The organism is Rhodobacter sp. P2_H5 (assembly GCF_056403335.1).
Genome location: NZ_JBFUFS010000002.1, coordinates 154,086 through 174,781, shown reverse-complemented (window position 1 = coordinate 174,781; position 20,696 = coordinate 154,086). Strand labels below are relative to the sequence as shown.

The 20,696-nt window shown below is 65.3% G+C and carries 20 protein-coding genes; 4 read left to right on the top strand and 16 right to left on the bottom strand.

The window, feature by feature from the left end; genetic code table 11:
- Window positions 1-29 precede the first annotated feature (29 nt).
- On the top strand, window positions 30-1,340 hold the full coding sequence (gene hisD, locus AC1DVR_RS03010) for a histidinol dehydrogenase (protein WP_477999039.1): 1,311 nt from the start codon (window positions 30-32) through the stop codon (window positions 1,338-1,340).
- The gene (locus AC1DVR_RS03005; protein ID WP_477999038.1) at window positions 1,337-2,098 is read left to right on the top strand and encodes an SDR family NAD(P)-dependent oxidoreductase; all 762 of its coding nucleotides are present in this window, start codon (window positions 1,337-1,339) and stop codon (window positions 2,096-2,098) included. The genes hisD and AC1DVR_RS03005 overlap by 4 nt, the downstream gene beginning before the upstream one ends.
- Window positions 2,099-2,155: 57 nt before the next feature.
- Here the strand turns inward: AC1DVR_RS03005 and AC1DVR_RS03000 are convergent, their stop codons facing one another.
- From AC1DVR_RS03000 to AC1DVR_RS02940, 13 genes are all read right to left on the bottom strand, one after another.
- Entirely contained in the window at window positions 2,156-4,345 is a 2,190-nt protein-coding gene (locus tag AC1DVR_RS03000; RefSeq protein WP_477999037.1) for a hypothetical protein, read from the bottom strand.
- 96 nt (window positions 4,346-4,441) lie between these two features.
- Entirely contained in the window at window positions 4,442-5,344 is a 903-nt protein-coding gene (locus tag AC1DVR_RS02995; RefSeq protein ID WP_477999036.1) for a MurR/RpiR family transcriptional regulator, read from the bottom strand.
- 75 nt (window positions 5,345-5,419) lie between these two features.
- Window positions 5,420-6,295 (bottom strand): sugar phosphate isomerase/epimerase family protein, encoded by an 876-nt coding sequence (locus tag AC1DVR_RS02990; RefSeq protein ID WP_477999035.1) that lies wholly within the window; start codon window positions 6,293-6,295, stop codon window positions 5,420-5,422.
- Between the two features lie 10 nt (window positions 6,296-6,305).
- Window positions 6,306-7,088: an SDR family NAD(P)-dependent oxidoreductase gene (locus tag AC1DVR_RS02985; protein ID WP_477999034.1), complete on the bottom strand. Its 783-nt coding sequence runs from the start codon at window positions 7,086-7,088 to the stop codon at window positions 6,306-6,308.
- 16 nt (window positions 7,089-7,104) lie between these two features.
- Window positions 7,105-7,944, bottom strand: a complete 840-nt coding sequence (locus AC1DVR_RS02980; RefSeq protein WP_477999033.1) for an MBL fold metallo-hydrolase — start codon at window positions 7,942-7,944, stop codon at window positions 7,105-7,107.
- Window positions 7,945-8,865, bottom strand: a complete 921-nt coding sequence (locus AC1DVR_RS02975; RefSeq protein ID WP_477999032.1) for a phosphoglycerate dehydrogenase — start codon at window positions 8,863-8,865, stop codon at window positions 7,945-7,947. It abuts the gene before it with no gap.
- Between the two features lie 6 nt (window positions 8,866-8,871).
- Window positions 8,872-9,447 (bottom strand): glucose-6-phosphate isomerase, encoded by a 576-nt coding sequence (locus tag AC1DVR_RS02970; RefSeq protein ID WP_477999031.1) that lies wholly within the window; start codon window positions 9,445-9,447, stop codon window positions 8,872-8,874.
- A 12-nt stretch (window positions 9,448-9,459) separates the two neighbouring features.
- The gene (locus tag AC1DVR_RS02965) at window positions 9,460-10,404 is read right to left on the bottom strand and encodes a shikimate dehydrogenase family protein (RefSeq protein ID WP_477999030.1); all 945 of its coding nucleotides are present in this window, start codon (window positions 10,402-10,404) and stop codon (window positions 9,460-9,462) included.
- A gap of 7 nt (window positions 10,405-10,411) precedes the next feature.
- Window positions 10,412-11,911, bottom strand: a complete 1,500-nt coding sequence (gene glpK / locus AC1DVR_RS02960; protein ID WP_477999029.1) for a glycerol kinase GlpK — start codon at window positions 11,909-11,911, stop codon at window positions 10,412-10,414.
- A 21-nt stretch (window positions 11,912-11,932) separates the two neighbouring features.
- The gene (locus tag AC1DVR_RS02955; protein ID WP_477999028.1) at window positions 11,933-12,982 is read right to left on the bottom strand and encodes a galactitol-1-phosphate 5-dehydrogenase; all 1,050 of its coding nucleotides are present in this window, start codon (window positions 12,980-12,982) and stop codon (window positions 11,933-11,935) included.
- Entirely contained in the window at window positions 12,979-14,031 is a 1,053-nt protein-coding gene (locus AC1DVR_RS02950; protein WP_477999027.1) for a zinc-dependent dehydrogenase, read from the bottom strand. Before AC1DVR_RS02950 ends, AC1DVR_RS02955 begins: the two co-directional genes overlap by 4 nt.
- A gap of 3 nt (window positions 14,032-14,034) precedes the next feature.
- Window positions 14,035-14,868: an SDR family oxidoreductase gene (locus AC1DVR_RS02945; RefSeq protein ID WP_477999026.1), complete on the bottom strand. Its 834-nt coding sequence runs from the start codon at window positions 14,866-14,868 to the stop codon at window positions 14,035-14,037.
- Window positions 14,869-14,904: 36 nt separating this feature from the next.
- Complete coding sequence (locus AC1DVR_RS02940) at window positions 14,905-15,543, bottom strand: bifunctional 4-hydroxy-2-oxoglutarate aldolase/2-dehydro-3-deoxy-phosphogluconate aldolase (protein ID WP_477999025.1); 639 nt, start codon at window positions 15,541-15,543, stop codon at window positions 14,905-14,907.
- Between the two features lie 144 nt (window positions 15,544-15,687).
- On the opposite strand from AC1DVR_RS02940, the gene AC1DVR_RS02935 reads away from it, so the two are divergent.
- Together AC1DVR_RS02935 and AC1DVR_RS02930 are read left to right on the top strand one after the other, a co-directional pair.
- Window positions 15,688-17,184: a xylulokinase gene (locus AC1DVR_RS02935; RefSeq protein ID WP_477999024.1), complete on the top strand. Its 1,497-nt coding sequence runs from the start codon at window positions 15,688-15,690 to the stop codon at window positions 17,182-17,184.
- Window positions 17,181-17,807: an HAD family hydrolase gene (locus AC1DVR_RS02930; RefSeq protein WP_477999023.1), complete on the top strand. Its 627-nt coding sequence runs from the start codon at window positions 17,181-17,183 to the stop codon at window positions 17,805-17,807. The genes AC1DVR_RS02935 and AC1DVR_RS02930 overlap by 4 nt, the downstream gene beginning before the upstream one ends.
- Here the strand turns inward: AC1DVR_RS02930 and AC1DVR_RS02925 are convergent.
- Genes AC1DVR_RS02925 through AC1DVR_RS02915 form a run of 3 tightly spaced genes read right to left on the bottom strand, consistent with a single transcriptional unit; the run spans window position 17,799 to window position 20,696 of the window.
- Window positions 17,799-19,067: a hypothetical protein gene (locus AC1DVR_RS02925; protein ID WP_477999022.1), complete on the bottom strand. Its 1,269-nt coding sequence runs from the start codon at window positions 19,065-19,067 to the stop codon at window positions 17,799-17,801. The two genes, AC1DVR_RS02930 and AC1DVR_RS02925, sit on opposite strands and share 9 nt — an antisense overlap.
- Window positions 19,064-19,906: an ABC transporter permease subunit gene (locus AC1DVR_RS02920; protein WP_477999021.1), complete on the bottom strand. Its 843-nt coding sequence runs from the start codon at window positions 19,904-19,906 to the stop codon at window positions 19,064-19,066. Before AC1DVR_RS02920 ends, AC1DVR_RS02925 begins: the two co-directional genes overlap by 4 nt.
- A 1-nt stretch (window position 19,907) precedes the next feature.
- Window positions 19,908-20,696 (bottom strand): SDR family NAD(P)-dependent oxidoreductase, encoded by a 789-nt coding sequence (locus tag AC1DVR_RS02915; protein WP_477999020.1) that lies wholly within the window; start codon window positions 20,694-20,696, stop codon window positions 19,908-19,910.

Below are 20,696 nucleotides of genomic sequence, written 5' to 3'. Positions count from 1 at the left end.
CCCGACATGCCAAAGAAAAGGACCGGACCATGACCGTCACGCATTTAAAACACGGGAAGCCAGAACTGGCCCGCTCCGAGGAGGACGCCAAGGTGCGCGCCTCGGTCGAGGCCATCCTGAAAGACATCGAAACCCGTGGCGATGCCGCCGTGCGCGACCTGTCGGAAAAGTTTGATAAATACTCCCCCGCATCCTTCCGCCTGTCGGAGGGTGAGATCGAGGCCCTGATGAACCGGGTCGCCCCGCGCGACATGGAGGATATCAAATTCGCCCAGGCACAGGTCCGCAACTTTGCCCAGGCCCAGCGCGATTCTATGCGGGATATCGAGGTGGAGACCCTGCCCGGCGTGATCCTCGGCCATCGCAACATCCCGGTGCAATCGGTGGGATGCTATGTGCCGGGCGGCAAGTTCCCGATGGTCGCCTCGGCCCACATGTCGGTGGCGACCGCCTCAGTGGCCAAGGTGCCGCGCATCATCGCCGCCACCCCGCCCTTCAAGGGCGCGCCCAACCCGGCGGTGATCGCCGCCATGAAGCTTGGCGGCGCGCATGAGATCTATGTCATGGGCGGCATCCAGGCGATTGGCGCCATGGCGCTTGGCACCCAGACGATCCGGCCGGTCGACATGCTGGTCGGCCCCGGCAACGCCTTTGTCGCCGAAGCCAAGCGCCAGCTGTTCGGCCGCGTCGGCATCGACCTGTTCGCCGGCCCGACCGAGACGATGGTCATCGCCGATGACACAGTGGATGCCGAAATCTGCGCCACCGACCTCTTGGGCCAGGCCGAACACGGCTACAACTCGCCCGCCGTCCTTCTGACCACCAGCCGCAAGCTGGCCGAGGCGACCCTGGTCGAGATCGAGCGCCTGCTGAAGATCCTGCCCACCGCCGACACCGCCCGCAAAAGCTGGGAGGATTATGGCGAGGTCATCCTCTGCGACACCCACCAGGAGATGCTGGACACCGCCAATTTCATCGCCTCCGAACATGTGCAGGTGATGACCGACCGTGATGATTGGTATCTGGACAACATGCACAGCTATGGCGCGCTGTTCCTCGGCGCCCGCACCAATGTGGCCAATGGCGACAAGGTGATCGGCACCAACCACACGCTGCCGACCAAGAAGGCCGGGCGCTATACCGGCGGGCTTTGGGTCGGCAAGTTCCTGAAAACCCACTCTTATCAGCGGATCACCACCGATGAGGCGGCGGCCATGATAGGGGCCTATGGCTCGCGCCTGTGCCTGCTGGAGGGCTTTGTCGGCCACGCCGAACAGTGCAACGTCCGGGTGCGCCGCTATGGCCATCAGAACCTGGCCTACGGAGCCGCCGCAGAATGAGCGTGGCGGCCCCGAGCTTCCGGCTTGACGGAAAGCGGGCGCTGGTCACCGGCGCCGGGCGCGGCATTGGCCTTGCCATAGCGCAGGCCTATGCGGCCTCGGGGGCCGAAGTCACGCTGTGCGCCCGCACCAGCGCCGAGATCGAGGGCGCGGCGGCGGCCCTGCGCCACGCGGGCTTGATAGCGCAGGCTCTGGTGGCCGATGTGACCGATGTGACGGGCTTTGCGGCCCTTGTCGGCGCCATGCCCGCCTTTGACATCTTCGTCAACAATGCCGGCACCAACCGCCCCAAGCCCCTGTCGGAAGTGACCGAGGCGGATTACGACGCCGTCCTTGGCCTGAACCTGCGCGCGGCGCTGTTCGCGGCCAAGGCGGTGACCGGGCAGATGCGGGCCGCCGGCAAGGGTGGGTCGGTGATCAACATGTCCTCACAGATGGGCCATGTCGGGGCTGCGAACCGCACGCTCTACTGCGCCTCGAAATGGGCGCTGGAGGGGTTCACCAAGGCGCTGGCCATCGAACTTGGCCCGCATCGGATCCGCGTCAACACGATCTGCCCGACCTTCATCGAAACCCCGATGACCCAAGGCTATTTCGAGGACCCGACCTTCCGCGCCGCCGTCTTGTCGAAGATCAAGCTGGGCCGGCTTGGCACGGTCGAGGATATCACCGGCGCTGCTGTCTTCCTGGCCAGCGACGCCTCAAGCCTGATGACCGGCAGCGCCGTCCTGCTGGATGGCGGCTGGACCGCCGAATGAAACCCGGGGGCGCAGACCATGTGGGCTGGACCGCGCCCCCGTTGAACCCTAAACCGTTTAGGGCAGTGCCAGCATGTTGAAGGTCTTGCTGCCGATCGGCGGCGGCGATTTGAATTCCAGCGTGCCGGTATAGTCCTTGTTGGGCCGCCACTCCAGCTTGTTCACCTCGTTGTTGGGATACATGGTGACCTGGGTGAAGGGGCCGGAGGTCGTGCTGCGCCGGTAGATCGCCGTCACCCCCATCACCATGTTCTTGCCGGTGTCATCGGTGTCAGCCATCTTGACGCTCAGCTTCTTGAACAGCTCCTCCAGGCTGATCTTTCCGTCCTGGAACTCATGCAGGAAGCCCTTTGCGGTCGGCTCGTCCAGCGACTGGCTGTGCTTGCCGGTCTTCTTCATCATGTAACCCCAGCCCGCCCCGCCGCTTTCGGCCTGGCCCAGGGTGATTTCCAGCGATTTGAAATCGTTATAGCCGGCGCCGGTTTTCTTGTACTGCTGGTAGACCGCCATTTTCTTCGCAATCCCGTCGACAATGTCGAAGGCGCGCTTTTCCAGCACCGGTGTCGCCCAGAGCGAGCCGATGGTGGAGGCTCCGCTGAGCGAGGCGGTCGCCACAATCTGTTTGGCGGTCTTGTCGACATCGACGATCACCCGCTTGCCGTCTTCCTCGGCATAGGTGATGTCGACCGCGTTCCAGCGGACGGTGGTGTCCACCGGGGTGCCGTCAGGGTTGCGGTTGACGCTGCGCTGCGCGGTGCCGGAAGGGTTGGAAACACTGTCCGGCGTCACACCCGCCCCGCGCGCCTTGACCTTGGGCGTGCTGCCGGAAGTGTCGAGATAGGCCTCGCTTGTCGAAGCCCGCACGCCTTGCGCCTCCAACCCGGTTTGCGGGCCGTGGCGGCCCATGCCGTGCTTGCCTTCGGCAATCTCCTGCTTCAGCCGCTTCTCGCGCCATTCGACCGCAGCCCCCATTTCCTCCAGCTTGGACTGGATCTGGTCGCGGGCGGTCTGCATCGGGATATCCTCAAAGAGGCTGTCGAGCTTGGCCAGATCCGCCTCGGCGGCCTGCGCGATGCGTATCAGATTGGGGTCGACCGAAGAAGCGCTTTCCAGCCGCTTGAGCAATTCGCCATGCTGACGGCGCTGTTCGTCCAGACCTTCGCGCGCCGTGTTCAGCCGCTTTTCGGCGGCGTCGAACTCCTTCAGCAGGGCGGCCGGATCGCCGGACTTCTCCTTCATCTCCATGATCGCAAAGCGGATTTTTTCCAGGCTGTTGCGCTCCTTGGTGACCAGAGCCTCGGCGCCCTTGACCCAGGCGACCTTCTTTTCGATGACCTTGGTCAGCCGCTCCGCCTCGGACCCCGAAGGCGGCGGCTCGTTGGCCTTCTCCTTGGCCTTGGTCTTGTCGGCCACGGCGAGCTTGGCAAATTCCATGATCTTCTTGTCCAGCGTAACCAGAACCTTGGTCAGATCGGCGCTGGTCTTCTTTTCGCGCACCGTATCGGCCAACGCCCAGAGCTTGCGCAGTTCGGCGCGCTCGCTATCGGTGATCAGCGCCTTCACCCGGTCGAACCGGTCCATCACCTTGTCCCAGAGCCGGGCGGCTTCATCGTCGGCCTTGGGCGGCGTCCCCGAGGCTTTCGGCGCAAGGTCCAGCTTGGCTACGGCCTTTTCCAGCGCGTCGAGTTTCTTGCGCATGGCCGGCAGGTCGAGCGGGTCGTCGTCGGCCATCTCCTCGATCTCGTCCAACTCGTCGCGCAGATCATCGACGCCGATGCCGACCAGCCCCTTGGGGATGCGGCCAAAGGCTTTGCGGGCCTCTGCGGCGATATTCGCCGCCTGTTCCTTGGCCGGGTCACTCGACGCCGCGGCGCCAGTCAGGGTCGGGTTGGCCTCCATCCCGTCGGACAAGACCGCCGTGATGCTTGGCCCGATCTCCTTCATCAGCTTGTCGAGCTTGTCTTGCGGGATCCGGCCCTTGGACAGGACGATGTTCAGCTCCTTGTCCTTGAGGAAGCATTCCCCCACCGCCTGAGCCGTCGAACCCTCCTTCAAAAGCTTCAGCTCGCCGGCGGTGACCTTGCCGAAAACGAACATCTGCACCTTGGCCGACCCTTGGGTGATGCCGTCGTAATAGAAGAATTTCTGGATCGTGTTGTTCTTCAACTGAAGGGCGATTTCAGCTTTCACCTGTTTGGTGTATTTGCTGCGGTCGGCCATCAGATCGGAAATATTGGTGAATGCCATATTACGCCTCCTGCCCAGAATAAGGCATGAGTAAACCGGTCCGACTTGAGTCGTTCAATCCTAAATCGCAGGCTCCAACCGCAGACCGGTCCGCCCTCAGTACCGCGTCAGCGAGGTGACGTCCGAGGTCTTCTCCAGCCCGGCAATCGCACTGCCAAAATTGCGCACCGCGTATAGCGAATAGAGCACGTCGATCACCTGCAGCTGCGCGATCTTGGAGACCATGGATTCCTGATAATCCGCCGAGCCGGCAAAGCCCGAGACCGTGGGCGTGAAAAGCTTGATATCGGCATAGCGCACCAGCGGCGAATCCGGGAAAGAGGTGATGCACATCGTCACCGCCCCCTGCGCCTTGGCGGTCTTGAGGCTGTCCACTGTCGAAATCGTCCGCCCTGAGTTCGACACCGCAATCGCCAGCGACTTCGGCCCGAGGGTGGAGGTCGAGATTTGCCGGATCCCCAGATCGCGGAAGAACTGGCACGACTTGCCGACCCGCATGAATCGCAGGAGCGCGTTCTCGACGCAGATCAGCGAGGCGCCCATCGCGAAAAAGGCCAGCGTCTCGGCCTTTTCAATCGCCGCCACCGCCCTTTCCAGCTCCTCCGAGGACAGGCCCGCCCGCGTGTCCGAAATCGTCATCGCATAGCGGGCCGTGACCTTGGAGATGACCGAGGCGGTGTCGTCGGCATCGGTGATATCCTCATAGACATGCCGGTCGGTCAGTTCAGGGGCGGCCGGGCGGCCGTTCTGCGACAGTTCTTCGGCGATCAGGATCTTGAAATGCTGAAAGCTTTTGACCTCGATCTCGCGGACAAAGCGGGTGACGGTGGACTCCGAGACTTCGCATTGCGTGGCGAGGTCCTTGATCGAGATCGACTTGACCTCCTCCGGCGCCTTCAGAACCCGGTCCGCGATGCGGCGCAGGGCCGGGTTCATATAGGCCGATTTCCAGCGGATCCGCGCCAAAAGACCTTGCGTGCTTTCCGCCGAAATGTTCATGGCCGGCTTCCCTTTTGGCTGTCCCATCCCCGCAATTCTATAGCTTGCAGCGCGCCTGAAAAGGAATTTCTTTTCCTATCCGGCCGCAACCCCGGCTTTTGCGCAAGCAACGCCCGATTGCATGACCGCCAGCGCCATTATGGCGGCATGGAATGGGTCTTCCCAACCCGACCGCCACAACCGCAAACCACCGACAAGCCCCGGGGTCAGCATGCGCGGCGAAAAGCTCTCCACCGTGTAGTCGCCCTGATACCCGGCCAGGGCCAGAGCGCGGAAATACCCCTTGAGGTCGAAACTCCCCGCCCCCAAGAGCGCGCGGTTGTTGTCGGCGAGATGGGCATAGCCCAGAAGGTCCGCGTTGCGCTGGATGGCGGCGGCGACATCGCCCTCCTCGATGTTCATGTGGAAGGTGTCCATATGCAGGAACAGGTTCCGCCCGCCCGCGGCCCGGATCAGCCCCGCCCCGTCATCCAGCGTGTTCACCATATAGCTTTCGTAGCGGTTGACGGGTTCCAGCCCGAGCCGCACGCCCAGCTCCCCTGCCCTCTTGTCCAACCTGGTCAGGCTCGCCACCACCTGCGCCCGCTGCGCCGCCGTCGGGGGCGCGGTGTAGCTGTTGAAGGCGGCATAGGTGATGCCGCTGACCGCCGGCGCGCCAAGCTCGGCGGCAATCTCCAGACAGCGCGCCACCGTCGCCTCCCCCCGCGCCGCCGTGGCCGCATCGGAGGAGGAAATGTCGCTGTCAGCGCCCAAGGCCATGCCCAAGCGAAGGCCGATGCCCGCCTCCCTGGCCACCCTGGCCGTCATCGCCACGTCGAGCGTGGTGGGGTCAAAGACCAGCACCTCGATCAGGTCATAGCCAATGTCGCGCGCCATGTGACAGGCGGTCCGGGCATGGGGCTCGTCCCAGATATCGCCAAACACAAGGGAATGGATGCCGAATTTGGTCATTCTGGCACCCTCAGAAGATCGACCGGATGGTGCCGCCATCGGCGCGGTGGGTCACCCCGTTCATCGCGGTATTGGTGGCCAGCTGCACCACGCCGCGCCCGTGCATCGCCGGGTCGATCAGCTTCTGTGTCAGGTTCGAGGGCTGCACATCCTTGTAGAAATCGCGCAAGGCCGCCTCCACCGTCTTGCCCTGCTCCTTGGCCAGCCCTTCGAAATAGCCCTGAACCGAGGCCGTCGCCGTGCTGCCCGGCATGTAACTGGTGACCCGCACATTCGTGCCCCGGGTCAGTTCGGCCAAGGACCGGCTCAGGCCCAGCATCGCCGTCTTGGTCGTCGAATAGGGTGTCATGTTGCCGATCGACCTAATCGCCGCTTCGGAGGAGATGAAGACCACGCTGCCCTCGTTCCGTGCCAGCATGTCCTTCAGGATCAGCCGCGTGATGCGGACGGCGGTCATGATGTTGTGCTGGAAATACTCGATCCAGCGGTCGTCGCTGACCTCGAAGAAGTCACAGACATCGAAGATGCCGATGTTGTTCACCAGATAGGACACCGGGCCGAAGCCCTTGGCGAAATCGGCCAGGGTCGTGGCCCCTTCCGCCGTCAGCAGATCCGCCACCACGCCATGCGCGCGTGGGCCGATCTCGGCGCAGGCGGCGTCCAGGCGCGCGCGGTTGCGACCGTTGATGATGACCACGGCCCCCTCGTCGTGGAAGGCCTGGGCGATGGCCTTGCCGATCCCGTCATTGCCGCCCGTGACAACGACGATCTTGCCCGTCAAACCGAAATCCATGGCTCTCTCCCTGTTTTCATGTCTTTGGCCGCAGGTGATAGGCCACCTGAGGTTGCACCAGTTGCACGGCGGCCCTGGGGCGCAGCCGGGCGAGGCGCGCCATGCCCTCCGCCCGGTCCAGCGTGTTGAAATCGAACAGGCCGAAGTGGTGGCCTAGCATGTGCGCGGCCCCGATGGCGTCGGTCAGGGCCACCGCCTCCTCCAGCGTCAGGTTGCCGGGCACGCCATTGGCCGCTCGTCTGGCATCGCGCCCGTTGACCGGCAGCAGTGCCAGATCCACCGCCAAAGGCAGCACCGAAGGCACCAGCCCCTCATGCGGGATCGTGTCGCCGGAATGCCAGAGCGTCACGCCGCCGCCCCTCAGCGCATAGCCAAGATACAGATGGCCGCTCGGCGTGATCTTCAACTCCTCATGGGCCGAAGGAGTCGCGGTGACCACAACCCCGCCCAGATCAAGGCTTTCGCCCGCGTCGATCAGATGCAGACGGTCCTCCGGCACGCCCCGTTCCAAAGCCTTGGCGCGTTCGGCGCGGGGGGCGAGAACCTGCGCCTTGGGGTTGGCGGCCAGAAGTGCGGGGATGGTGCCCGGGTCCATGTGGTCGGTGTGGGAATGGGTGCAAAGCAGCCAGTCGACCTCCCGCAACGCCCCCGGCTGAACCGGAGGCGGCATCATCCGCAGGTGGGGAAAGGCCTTGCCGCGGTATTTCTCGGCGAGGCTGTCCGACAGGTAAGGGTCAATCACGATCCGCAACCCGCCCTGCGCCACCAGAAAACCCGCCTGCCCCAGCCACCAGACCGAGGCGCCCGCGGGCGCAGCAAGCAGGTTCGGGTCTCCAAGAAGGCGGGCGTCCAGCATTCAGGCCTCCAGCACTTTGAGCAGGTTTTCGACGGCAACCCGCGTGGCGCGCTCAACCGATTCCTGGGTGAACCCCCCGGCATGCGGGGTCAGGATCACGCGGTCATGGGTCAGAAGCGGCGAAAGTTCGGGCGGCTCCTTGCGGAACACATCGGTGGCAAGCCCGCCGATGTGGCCCGAATCCAGGGCCGCAAGCATGGCGTCGTCGTCGATCAGTTCGGCCCGTGCGGTGTTGACCACCACGACACCCGGCTTCATCCGCGCCAGCATCTCGGCATCGAGGATCGGCTTCGCCCCGGGCGGGCAGTGGAAACTGACAGCATCTGCCTGGGTCAAAGCCTCCTCCAGCCCGGCAAAGCGGAAACCGGGCCGGGCGAAGGAGTTCGAGGGGTAAGGGTCATAGCCCACCACCCACATGCCAAGGCCGAGGGCCAGATCCGCAACCTCGCGCCCGATGGCGCCGCAGCCGATCACGGCGAGGGTGCGGCCCTGCGCCTCGATCCCGATGCGGCGCTGCCAGTCGCCCTGGCGCAGCTGGCCCGCCGACCATGGGACCGAGCGGAAGGCCGAAAGCATCAGCGTGATCGCCAGTTCCGCCACGCCGCGCGCATTGGCGGCCATGGCGCGTTCGACCGCGATGCCTTGCGCCCGGGCGACGCCAAGGTCGATGTTGTCGACCCCGGTGCCATTGCGGCTGATCACCCGCAAGCCCCGCGCCGCCTCCAGCACTCGGGGGCTGATCGGCTCCACCCCGGCGAGCCAGCCGACACAGCCGGGCACGGCACGCAAGAGGTCATCCTCCGAAGGCGTCTTGCCCGGCGCGGGGTAGACAATCTCGTAGCCCCGGTCGGTCAGCAAGGACAGCGCCGGATGGCCCGCAGCCGACAGCGACCGCGGGGTGATGGCGATTTTGCCTGACATCTGGCTTCAGCCGTGCCAGCGCGGGTTGTCGACCATGACCGGCTTGCCGTCGCGTTCGACCATCAGCTTGCGGAAGCCCTTGGTGGCGATGGTGCCGTAATCATGGCCGGCATGGCCGGGGAAGGCGAAGAACATCACGAAACTCTCGGTCTTGGAGATGTTGATCGACCGATGCGCCCAGCGGCCGGGCACATAGACCACATCGCCGGTCTTCATCTCGCGCCATTCCACGCGGCCCTCGGGCGTCTCCATCATCATGCCGCCGTGGCCGGAAAGGCAGTAATAGACCTCGGCCGTGTCCAGCACAGTGTGGAAATGGCCCTTGGTCATGTAATACTCGTCGCCGATCTTGCCGGGACGGATGGAGGTCGTCCCATAGGCCACATTGCCATCGGTCTCGGGCACGCCCATGTCGAAATATTCGTAGACCATCGGGTCGCCCTGGGCCATCGCAGCCTCAAAGGCGGCTTCATCGCTGAAATAGCCCTTCAGCGTGGACAAAGGGCGCGGGATCGGCTTGGCCGAGGTCGAAGCGCCGGTCACGGTGTTGAAGTCAAACTTGGTCGGGGTCATGTCGGTCATTTGGGCACCTGTTCAGGAGGTTGCGTCTTTGGCGATCCGGCTGAGCGCATCGAAGGCGGGGCCGGACATCGGAATCTCGATGTCGAAGACCTCGGCCACGACGCGGGTCCAGCCGTGGATGAAATAGACCCAGCCGTCATGCACGGTCAGGTCGCGGGAGGTTGCCTGCGCGCGGGCCTGGTCCAGAAAGACCAGATCGCCGCGGTAGTTGAATTCCCAGATCAGCCCGCCTTCGGGGAAGCGGACAGCCGAGGTGAGAGGAGACCCCGGACCGTCCTTGCCCAACCCCGTGGCGTTCACCACCATGGAGCGGGCCGGGAGGGCACCCACCACCATGTCGGCATCCTCTGGCCTGGCCGCCAGTCGGTAGTCGATCGGAATGCCGAAACCGATCTGGGAATGGACGTGGCGCATCTCGGCCAAGGAGGCCTCGCGCCGGGCCGTGACGATGATGCGCTGTGGCACCTCGCCCCCGGCCAGTTTCTTGTTGTGCAGGTAAAGCGTCAGCGCCAGCGACGAGCCGCCCGAGCCGAGGATGCAAAGCTGCGCATTCCCCACCCAATGGCCCGGGGGCACGACGGCCTCGAAACTCGCCCCGGCGCTGATCGGGTCTTTCGCATGGCCGATCAGCTTCCCACCGCGCTTGGAGATCGAGCTGATCTCACCCAGCGTCTGGGCATAGGGGTCGAGGGTATCGAAGAGGTCCTTTGACGCCTTCAAAAGGTTGACCTTGTGCGTGGTGATCAGACCGCCCAGCGACAGGGGATCGCCCTTGATGAATTCGACCGCCCCGCGATAGGCCTCGGGCGGGGAGTTCGGGGCAAAGTCGATACCCTGCATCACGGCGTTCAGCCCCAGATGGGCCGACCAGGCCGGAAACACCTTCATGATCGAGGATTTCTGGGTGGTCACCCCGATGAAATACATCGTCCGTTGCGTGGCAGGTTGATAGGTCATCGCATCCTCAATCATGTTCGGCCCAGTCCCGCGCCCGGTCGAGCGCGCGGGTCCAGCCGGCGTAAAGCCTGTCCGCCCCGGCCCGGTCGGGCGAGGGGATGAATTCGCGGTTCAGCGCGAAGGCGTCCTTCAGTTCCGCCTTGTCCTTCCAGAAGCCGACGGCGAGGCCGGCAAGGAAGGCCGCACCGCGCGCCGTGGTATCGACCACCTCGGGCCGCAGTACCCGCACGCCCAGCTGATCGGCCTGAAATTGCAGGACAAAGTTGTTCATAACCGCCCCGCCATCGACCTTGAGCTCGGCCAACTCGATGCCGGAATCGGCGCGCATCCGGTCGATCACGTCGCGGATCTGATAGGCCATCGATTCCAGCGAGGCGCGGATGATGTGGTTGCGGTTGGCCCCCCGCGTGATGCCGACGATGGCGCCGCGCGCATATTGGTCCCACCACGGCGCCGAAAGGCCGGTGAAGGCGGGCACCACGTAGACGCCATTGGTGTCCGGCACCTCCAGCGCCGCCCCTTCGGTTTCGGAGGCCGAGTGGATCAGCTTCAGCTCATCCCGCAGCCATTGGACGACCGAACCCACGGTGAAGAGCGTGCCCTCCAGCGCGTATTCGATCTTGCCGTCCAGCTGCCAGGCCACCACCGTCAGAAGCCCGTTTTCCGACCGCATCATCTTGTCGCCTGTGTGCATCAGAAGCGTGCCGCCGGTGCCATAGGTCGCCTTGACCATCCCCGCCTCAAAACAGGACTGGCCGAACAGCGCGCCGTGCTGGTCGCCGCAGGAAGCCGCCACCGGGATCGGCCCGCCGAACAGATCCGGGTCGGTCATCCCGTAGACCTCGGAGGAGTTGCACACATCGGGCAGGATCGCCCGCGGCACCCGCAGCGCCTCCAAAAGCTTCTCATCCCATGCGCCGGTGCGGATGTTGAACAACAAGGTCCGCGAGGCGTTGGAGGCGTCGGTCACGTGGGCCTGGCCCCCCGTCAGGTTCCAGATCAGCCAGGTGTCGATGGTCCCCGCGGCCAGTTCGCCGCGCTCGGCCCGCTCCCGCGCGCCGGGCACATGGTCCAGCACCCAGGCAAGTTTGGTGCCGGAGAAATAGGCGTCGATCACCAGGCCGGTGTTGTCCTTGACGTAAGCCTCCAGCCCCTTTTCCTTCAGCCCGTCGCAGGTGCCCGACGTGCGGCGGTCCTGCCAGACTAGGGCGTTGTGCAATGGCTGGCCGGTCTTGCGGTCCCAGATCAGGCTGGTCTCGCGCTGGTTGGTGATGCCGATGGCGGCGATGTCGGCGGCCACGGCGCCGATCTTCTGCATCGCTTCGCGTGCCACCGAAAGCTGGACCTGCCAGATCTCGGTCGCGTCATGTTCGACCCAGCCGGGCTTGGGATAGATCTGGCGGAACTCGCGCTGCGCCAGCGAGGCGATGTTGCCCGCCTTGTCAAACAGGATGGCCCGCGCGCTCGACGTCCCCTCGTCCAGCGCCATCACATAGGTCTGTGCCATAGTCTCCCCCCCTCAGGTCGCTCAGCCGTTCGGCTTGAACAGGATTTTGTGGTATGGGCCAAAGCTGCGGCCCTTCAGGGCCTTGAAGATCCCCGGCGCCTCCTCAAGCGTCGCACGGTGGGAGATCAGCGGCTCCATAAGTAACCGATTGGTGCGTAGAAGCTCCATGATGTCAAACCATTCCTTGCCCGGAAACGGCAGGGAGTAAGAGTTCCACGAACCCACCACCTCCAGCTCTTCGCGCACCATGCGGGCGAAGGCTTTTTCAGCGAAAGTCACGTCGCCGTATGCGGTGCCATAAAGCATGACCTTGCCCTGTTTGGCGGTCACCAGAATGGACAGATCGCGCCCCGGGGCAGAGCCCGCGCATTCCAGTGCGATCCTGACGCCCCTGCCCCCGGTCGCGGCATGAACCGCGGCCACGGCATCGACCTTGGCGGGGTTGATGCACAGATCCGCCCCCATCTCGCGGGCGAGGTCCAGCTTGGTCTCGTCCACGTCGATCGCGATCAGAGGTTGCGCGCCCGACAGCTTGGCGAACTGCAGGGCAAAGGCGCCCAAAGCGCCGCAGCCCACCACCGCCACCGCATCCCCCAAGGAAAGGTTCAGCTTGTGGATGCCGTGCAGGATGATCGCCGCGGGCTCGATCATCGCGGCAGCATCCAGGCTGACGCCCTCCGGCACTTTCAGCACATTGCGTGCCGGTGCCTTTAGATACTCCGCAAAGGCGCCATCGCTGCGCGAGCCCATGAAATCATAGGTATCACAAAGCGAGAATTTGCCCGCCTGACACCATTCGCAATGAAAGCACGGCATCAGGGGGGCCACCGCCACCTTGTCGCCGATGGCGAGGTGGGCGACATTGGCCCCTACGCCCGCCACCAGCCCGGCAAACTCGTGGCCCGGAATGGTGGGGAAGTGGTAGGTCCCCGTCACCATCACCCGGCCAATATCCGACCCGCAGATCCCCGCCGCCATGACGCGCACCAGCACGTCATCGGGGCCGATCTCGGGCATTGCGACCTCTTCCACCCTCAGGTCGCCCGGGGCATGCAGAACGGCGGCTTTCATGCGGCTTCTCCCGGCAGGATCACGGTTTTCATCCCCTCGCCCGAACGGGCGAAGTCGAAGGCGGCGTTGATCTCGGCCAGCGCGAAACGATGGCTGATGATGTCCTTCACGTTGATCTGGCCATCGGCCACCAGCCGCATGGAGCGGTCGTAGTCCTGCACCGAGGACCCGGTGGTGCCCAGAACCTTCAGCCCCCAGTAATGGATGCGGTTGGTGTCCAGCTCGACCAGCGTGCCCTTCTTCAGCCCGCCAAAGAAGTTGACCCGCCCGTGCCGCGCCAGACACTGGATCGCCAGCGGTTGCAGGTCGGGGGTCGAGGCGGCAGTCACCACCACATCGACGCCACGCCCCTTGGTCACGCGCATCACCTCGGTCAGCACATCGACCTTGCTGCTGTCGATCAGGATATCCGCGCCAAACCGCTCCGCCTCGCGCAGGCGGCTTTCGCGGCGGCCGACCATCAGGATCTGCTTGGCGCCCCAGGCCTTGGCCAGTTGCACGAAACAGGCGCCGATCGGGCCGGGGCCGATGATCAGGACCGTATCCTCCGGCGTCACCTGCAAGCCATTCCAGGCGTTGAAACAGCAGGACAGCGGTTCGACCACGGCGGCCTCTTCCCATCCCATGCCATCGGGCACTTCGACGATATTGCCGCCTGACAGGGCTGTGGCCGGCACCCGCATGTAGTCTTCAAAGCCGCCGTCGATGCTGATGCCGAAGGCTTCATAATCGGGGCACATGTTGTTGAAGCCGTGGCGGCACATCTCGCACCGCCCGCAGCCGACATTGGGCACCACGGCGATGCGTTGCCCCACCTGCCAGCCCGAGACGTAAGCCCCGACCTGCACGATCTCGCCCGCAACCTCATGGCCCAGAACGACATTCGCCGGGTCGGGGATCTTGAAATGCCCGATGCGCTGGATCTTCAGATCCGTCCCGCAGATCGAGGCGGCGCGCACCTTGACCAGAAGCTCATCCTCGCGGATTGCCGGGATTTCCCGGCGCTCCACGGTGATCTTGCCTATGCCGTGATAGACGGCGGCCTCCATCGTTCAGACCTCCATGCCGTAGCGGTGGGCCTTGTGCGTCGGGTACAGCGCGATGGTCGGGATCGTCACATCCGGGGTGCGGGTGGCGACGAAGAGCGCGAGCCAGGCCACGCTGTCGACCTCGATGCAGGAGGCGTGGATGCCTTCCTTCAGCTCCTTCTCGTCCAGCCAGCCATCGGTATAGGCCTCCAGGTTGCCGTCATAGAGGCCCTTGTCGATGATCTCGGTCATCGGCGTCTTCACATGGCTGGGGTTCAGCACCGTGACACCGATGTTCTTGCCCACCCCCTCCAGCAGGATGTTCTTGGAAAACCCCAGCATCCCGTGCTTTGACGCACGGTAGGGGCTGTGCCCGGGGCCTGATGCCACGCGGGTCGAAGAGGAGCCCATGTTTATGATCCGCCCGCCGCTCGCCTGCTTTTCCATGTAAAGAAAGGCCTCGCGGCAGCACAGGAACACCGCCGTCAGGTTCGGGCCGATGGTCTTGTTCCATTCTTCCAGCGTCACCTGCGTGACCGGCGGCGCCAGGCTGTCGCGCCCGGCCGAATTCACCACCACATCGATCGAGCCAAAGGCATCGTTGGTCTGCTTGAAAAAGGCGCGCACGGTGTCTTCCTCGCAGACATCGGCGAAGATCGGCAGCACGATGCCGCCATCAGCCGCGATCTCGGCCGAGATGCGGGCCAGCCGCTCGCGGTCGAAGTCGATCATCGCCACATTGGCGCCGTTCTGCGCATAGATCCGCGCCACGGCCTCGCCGATGCCCGAGGCGGCGCCGGTCACGATGCAGGTCTTGCCCTTAAGGGACAATCCCTCCGACAGGGTGTTGTTCGACATTCCAAGTCCTCCGTTAGACTGTTCTTTGGGATGCAGTCAGGCCTTGCGGGTCAGCGCCACGGCCTCTGCGGTCAATTGGGTGATGCGGGCGAAATCGCCGGCGCGGATCAGGTCGGGGTCCACCATCCAGGACCCGCCACAGGCCAGAACGGGTTTCAGCGCCAGATAGCTGTCGAGGTTCTTCGGCCCGACGCCCCCGGTTGGGATGAAGCGCATCGCGCCATAGGGGCCGCTTAGCGCCTTGAGGAAGGGCACGCCGCCGGTCGGTTCGGCGGGAAAGAATTTCACGAGGGACAGGCCAAAGGACATCGCCTGTTCGACCCCGGTGGGATTGTTGATGCCCGGCACGATGGGCAGGTCCAGTTCCTGCGCCCGCATCACGACCGCCGGGTTAAAGCCCGGCGTCACAAGGAATTTCGCCCCCGCCGCATAGGCCGCATCGACCTGCGCCACACTCAGGACCGTGCCCGCGCCGACGAGGATTTCCGGCACCTCATCCACCATCCGGCGGATCGCTTCCGCGGCGGCTTCGGTGCGGAAAGTCACTTCGGCGACCGGCAGCCCGCCCGCCACCAAGGCGCGGGCCAGGGGCACGGCGTCCTCGGGCCGGTCCAGCACCACGACGGGCAGAAGGCGCGCGGCGCCGATTGCGGCTTCGATGTCAGTCTGTCCCATCAGGCTCCCCTCCCCAGGGTCATCGCGGCGGTTTCGAATTTGATTCCACGATTCTGTTGTAGAAGTTATTTTCCTCGCTTACAAGAGACATCGAAATGAATTTCAAAGGGCGGGAGAAAAAATGCGCGGAAGGAAGGGAATTTCATGGCAGGGATGACGCCTCTGATCCTTGCGCTGGACATCGGCACGGGATCGGTGCGGGCCGGGTTGATCGACCTGCGCGGGCGGATCGTGGCCAGCAGCTCGGTGGCGCATGACACGCATTTCCCGCGCCACGGCTGGGTGGAACAGGCCCCGTCTGATTGGTGGGAGGGGGTCAAGGCGGCCTTGCGCTTGCTTTTGGCGCAACATCCGGCGGGGTCGGTGCAGGCCCTGGTCTGCTGCGGCCAGATGCATGCGCCGGTTCTGGTCGATGCCACGGGCGATCCGGTGCAGGACCGCGTGCCGCTCTGGAACGACAAGCGCGCTTTCTCAACGGCGGCCGAGATCAACGCCCGCATCGCCGCCGGTACCTTCCCGCCCGCGATCAACCCGGCCACAACAGCCTGGCCGGGGATCAAGCTCCTCTGGCTTGCGCGCCACGACCCACAGGCACTTGCCCGCGCCACCAGCCTTCTGATGCCGAAGGATTACATCAACCTGCGCCTGACCGGCGCACGCGCGATGGATTGGAGCGAGGCGGGGTCGTCCTTCCTCTCCGACCCTGCGCAAGGCGCATGGTCGTCGGCAGCGGCGGTCCTCTTGGGGCTGGACCCTGGCCTTTTGCCGCCCTTGCGCCCTGCCGAAAGCCTCCTTGGCAAGGTCACCGCCACGGCTGCGGCCGAGACCGGCCTGCCAGAGGGCCTGCCCGTGCTGACCGGAACCGGGGATTACCCCTGCGCCCTTCTCGGCTCGGGCGTCACTGAACCGGGGCAGGTCAGCGACATTACCGGGACCTCGTTCCTGCTGACCACCCTGACCCGCGAGCCGCTCTGCCACCCCGAGGTGATGAACCTTGCCATGACCCCTGCGCATTGGGGCGCTTTCGCGGTGATCGACGCCGCGGGCGACGCGATCCGCTGGGCCGCCCGCGCGCTTGACCGCGGTCAGCGCGACTATGCCGCGATGTCGGCCGAGGCCGCCACTGTCCCCGCTGGTGCCGATGGCCTGATCTTCCTGCCCTATCTGACTGGTGAGCGTCTGGGCCGGGGCGAAGCCTCGCGCGCGGGGTTCCTCGGCCTGACGGCGGCGCATGGCCCCGCCCATCTACACCGCGCCGTGATGGAGGGCGTGGTGCTGGCGATGCACGACGCCTATCGCCCGATCCGCGCGGCTTTCGGCGCGCCCGCACAGATCATCGCGGCGGCAGGCGGGGCGCGGTCGGACCTTTGGCTGCAGATCAAGGCCAATGTCTTCAACACCGCCATCCTGCCCACCGTGGAGCCCGAATCCGGCCTGATCGGCTGTGCCTGCCTGGGCTTCGCCGCGATGGGCCATTTCGCAAGCCCGGTCGAGGCCGCAAGCCAGCTGGTCCGCCACCGCGAGCCGATCCTCCCCGAACCCACCGAGGTCGCGCGCTATGCCGACCTCTCCGCCCTTTTCTCCCGCCTCCGCAGCGCCATGGAGCCGGTAGGCGACCTGATAGGAAAGACTTCGACATGATCAAAGCCCTGCTCTGGGACATGGATGGCACGCTGGTCGACAGCGAGCATATCGCGGTGGAGGCGTTGCAGCTGGCGATGGCCGAGGCTGGCCTGGCCGTGCCCGACAACATGATGGAACGCGTCATGGGCCGCGCCGCCGACGACCTTTACCGCAGCTTCTGCGCCGATCTGGGCCTGAAGACGGACCCGGTGGCGTGGGAGATGCGCAAGCATCACCACTACTTCGCGGGCATCGCCGCCCTGCGCGGCTTTGCCCCCTCGCTCGCAGTCTGGCGGCAGGCCGAGGCTTTGGGGATCGCGCAGGCCGTCGTCTCCAACAGCGACCGGGCGATCGTGGATGCCAACCTGCGCGCCGTGGGGCTGGCGCGGCCGGGTCTGGTGACGATCAGCCGCAACGATGTGCGCCAGGGCAAGCCCGCGCCGGAAGGCTACCTGCGCGCCGCATGGCTTCTGGGGGTGGACCCTGCGGAGGCCATAGTCGTCGAAGACAGCGCCAGCGGCGCGGCGGCTGGGCTCGCCGCCGGGATGCGGACGGCCTTTGTGCCCCATGCCATCGGGACAGCGCCGCAGGGGACAATCCCGCTGGCCCGGATGTCCGACCTTCTGGCGCTGCTAGGCTAGGGCCCTGCGGCGGTAAAGCATCAGCGCAAAGCCCGCCAGCGCGGGCAACAAAGCCAGGGTCCAGGCGATGCCATCGCGGCGCGGCTGGACCACGACCACCTGCCGGGCGAGAGAGGCCCCCGTGGTATCCTCGGCCGCGAAGGCGCCGCGCGACAGGCGGGCATCCTGCGGCACCGTCACGGCAAAGGCGGTCAGGTCGGGTTGTTCGGAGGCTTTGGCGGGACGGACGACATAGCCAAAGCCCGCGCCCTCCGTCTGCTGCACCTTCAGCGCGGTCAGGGCCAGATCCTGAAACGGGGCACCATCGTTCCAGCCGAATTTCACCACCCTGGCATCGGCGGACCGGCGCCGGACCCAGGTTTGCCGCCCCGCCACCGCCTCGACCTGCGGCTGCACCACACTCAGGTAGGCCGCCGCATCAAACCGGCTGGCATAGGCGAGGGTCATGTAAAACGTCGTCCCCGGCCGGGCATAAACTTTTTCGGCGGCATCATTGGCCGAAAGGGGCCGGGTCCAGCGCTCCTCGGGGATGATGTCGGCGGTGATCACGTCGTGCTCATCGGCCGAAAGGACCTGCAGCGCCTTTTGCGTGCCCGGCACCGGCTTTCCATCCTGCATCAGCTGCATCTGATAGGCCCCCTCCGGCAGGTTGACCTTCAGGCCCTGAACGGGCTGGGTCACCAGCCGCAGGTTCGGCTCCGGCGGCGGTGGAGGAGCGGGCACCTCCTGCACCCCCTTGCCCGCCAGCCGCGCCATGCCGGCCTCTTTCAGCCGGCGCTCATACGCGGCTTCCGCTTGCTGGCTGGCCGAGAAGGCCACGGCAAAGGCGCGCTCATCGGCCTGATATTGCGCGAAGGCGGCGAGGGCGGCATCGCCCCACAGAAGAGTGCCGCCGCCATTGGCCGCCCCTTTGGGATAGACCATCGCATAGGGCGCCACATCGACCTCGGCCACAACCTTGCCGGCCTGGGTGATCTGCAGCCGCCCCGGCACCGGGTCCTTCTCGCGGTCAAAATCGACATAGGTCTGGCGCGACAGGGGCCAGTAATACTCCTGCGTTTTCACGAAGCTGACCGCATTGTCCTTGCCCGCCAGAAGCGCCATCGCGGGCAGCGCCGAGGGGACGAAGTTCTCCTGATAGGTATAGCCATCCCAGACCCGGTTCGAGGTCACGATGACCTCGCGCCGCTCCGGCTCGAGCGCCCGGGCGGGCAGGCTCAGGCTTGCGGCCAGCGCGGCCCCGATCCAGATGCGCTTCATCCCTCTGACCCCCGCAGTTTCAAGACAAGGACCGAGGCCGCCAGTGTAGCCAAGGTCAGACCCGCCGCCTGCGCCACATCGCGCAAGGTCAACGCGGTCTGGTTGGCGATCTGCATCGCCAGATCGGCCAGACAGGCCACGGCCGAGATCAGATGCGTGACCAGCGCCACCTTCTGCATCCCCGCGCGCAGGTACAGCATCGTCAGGCTCAGATCCTGCGGCGGCGAGAGGGTGAGCCAGGCCAGAACCGCCTCGAACGCGATCAGCGCCCCGGCGAGCGCCAGAAACACCACGACCGCCCCCCGGACCGAGGCCATGAAGGACGACACCAGAAGCCCTAGCGCCATCACCGGCAGCACCATGACCACCAGCCGCCAGACCGGCGCCGTATCGGCCAGACCGATCACCCCGGCGCCCAGAGGCTGGCCGAGCAAGAGATAGGCCCAATAAAGGGCGATGAGCACGGCCAGCACGCAAAGCTCCGCCAGGAATTTCGCCATGACCACCGGGGCTTGCGTGACCGGGCCGACCAGAAGCACCTCCAGCGTGCGGTGCTCCTTCTCCCACGCCAGCGCGGAGGCGAGGCGCAGGCCCAGCACCAGCCCCAGAAACACCACGACGAGCACGTTCAGCACTTGGAGGGGGTCGGCGGTGACCACCACGGTTTCGGTTTCAAAACTGTGCTGAAAGCCGCTGCCGTAGGCGAGGGCCATCAGGCAGACGGCGGAGGCCACCAGAAAGAACCAGACCGAGGTGAGCTTGGCCCAGACCTCCCGCCCGGTCAGCAGCAAGGTCACGCTCAGCACGCCGGGCAGGTTTCTGGGCAGCGGGCGTGTCATCTCACACCACGGTGCGGATCAGGCCGCCGTCGATCTTCAGGGCGGCGCCATTGACGATCCCGGTGCGGTCCGAGGCGAGAAAGGTCACGAAATCCGCCACTTCCTCGGGCAGGGAGAGCCGCTGGATCAAGGAGGTCGGGCGGTTTTCAGCGACGAACCGGCGCTCGGCCTCGGCGGTTTCGACCCCGGGATACAGGCCCTTGATCAGCTCGGCCACGCCTTCGGTGCGGCAGGGGCCGGGCAGGACCGAGTTCACCGTGACTTTGGTGCCCTTGGTCGTCTCGGCCAGATTGCGCGCGAGCGACAGCTGCATGGTCTTGGTCGCCGAATAGGCCGGCATTTCCGGCGCCGGGTTGATCCCGGATTCCGAGGCCATGAAGACCACGCGCCCGGCATCGCGGGCCAGCATCTTGGGGATATAGTGGCGGCTCAGACGCACGCCGCTCATCACATTGACCTCGATCAGCTCGTGCCAGCGGTCATCGCCCGCCTTGTAGATGTCCATCGCCTCATAGATGCCGAGGTTGATGATCAGCACATCGACATCGGGGCAATTGGCGATCAGCTCGGCGCAACCCTCCGCCGTGCCGCTGTTGCCCAAGGCGCCCGTCACATCCGCGCCGGGCACCGCAGCCTTCAGCCGCGCCACGGTCTTGTCGAGGGTGGCCGCCGAACGGCCGTTGAGGATGACGCTGGCCCCTTCCGCCGCCATGGCCTTGGCGATGGCAAAGCCAAGCCCCCCGGTCGAGGCGGTGATCAGGCAGCGTTTGCCTTTGTAATGTAGATCCAT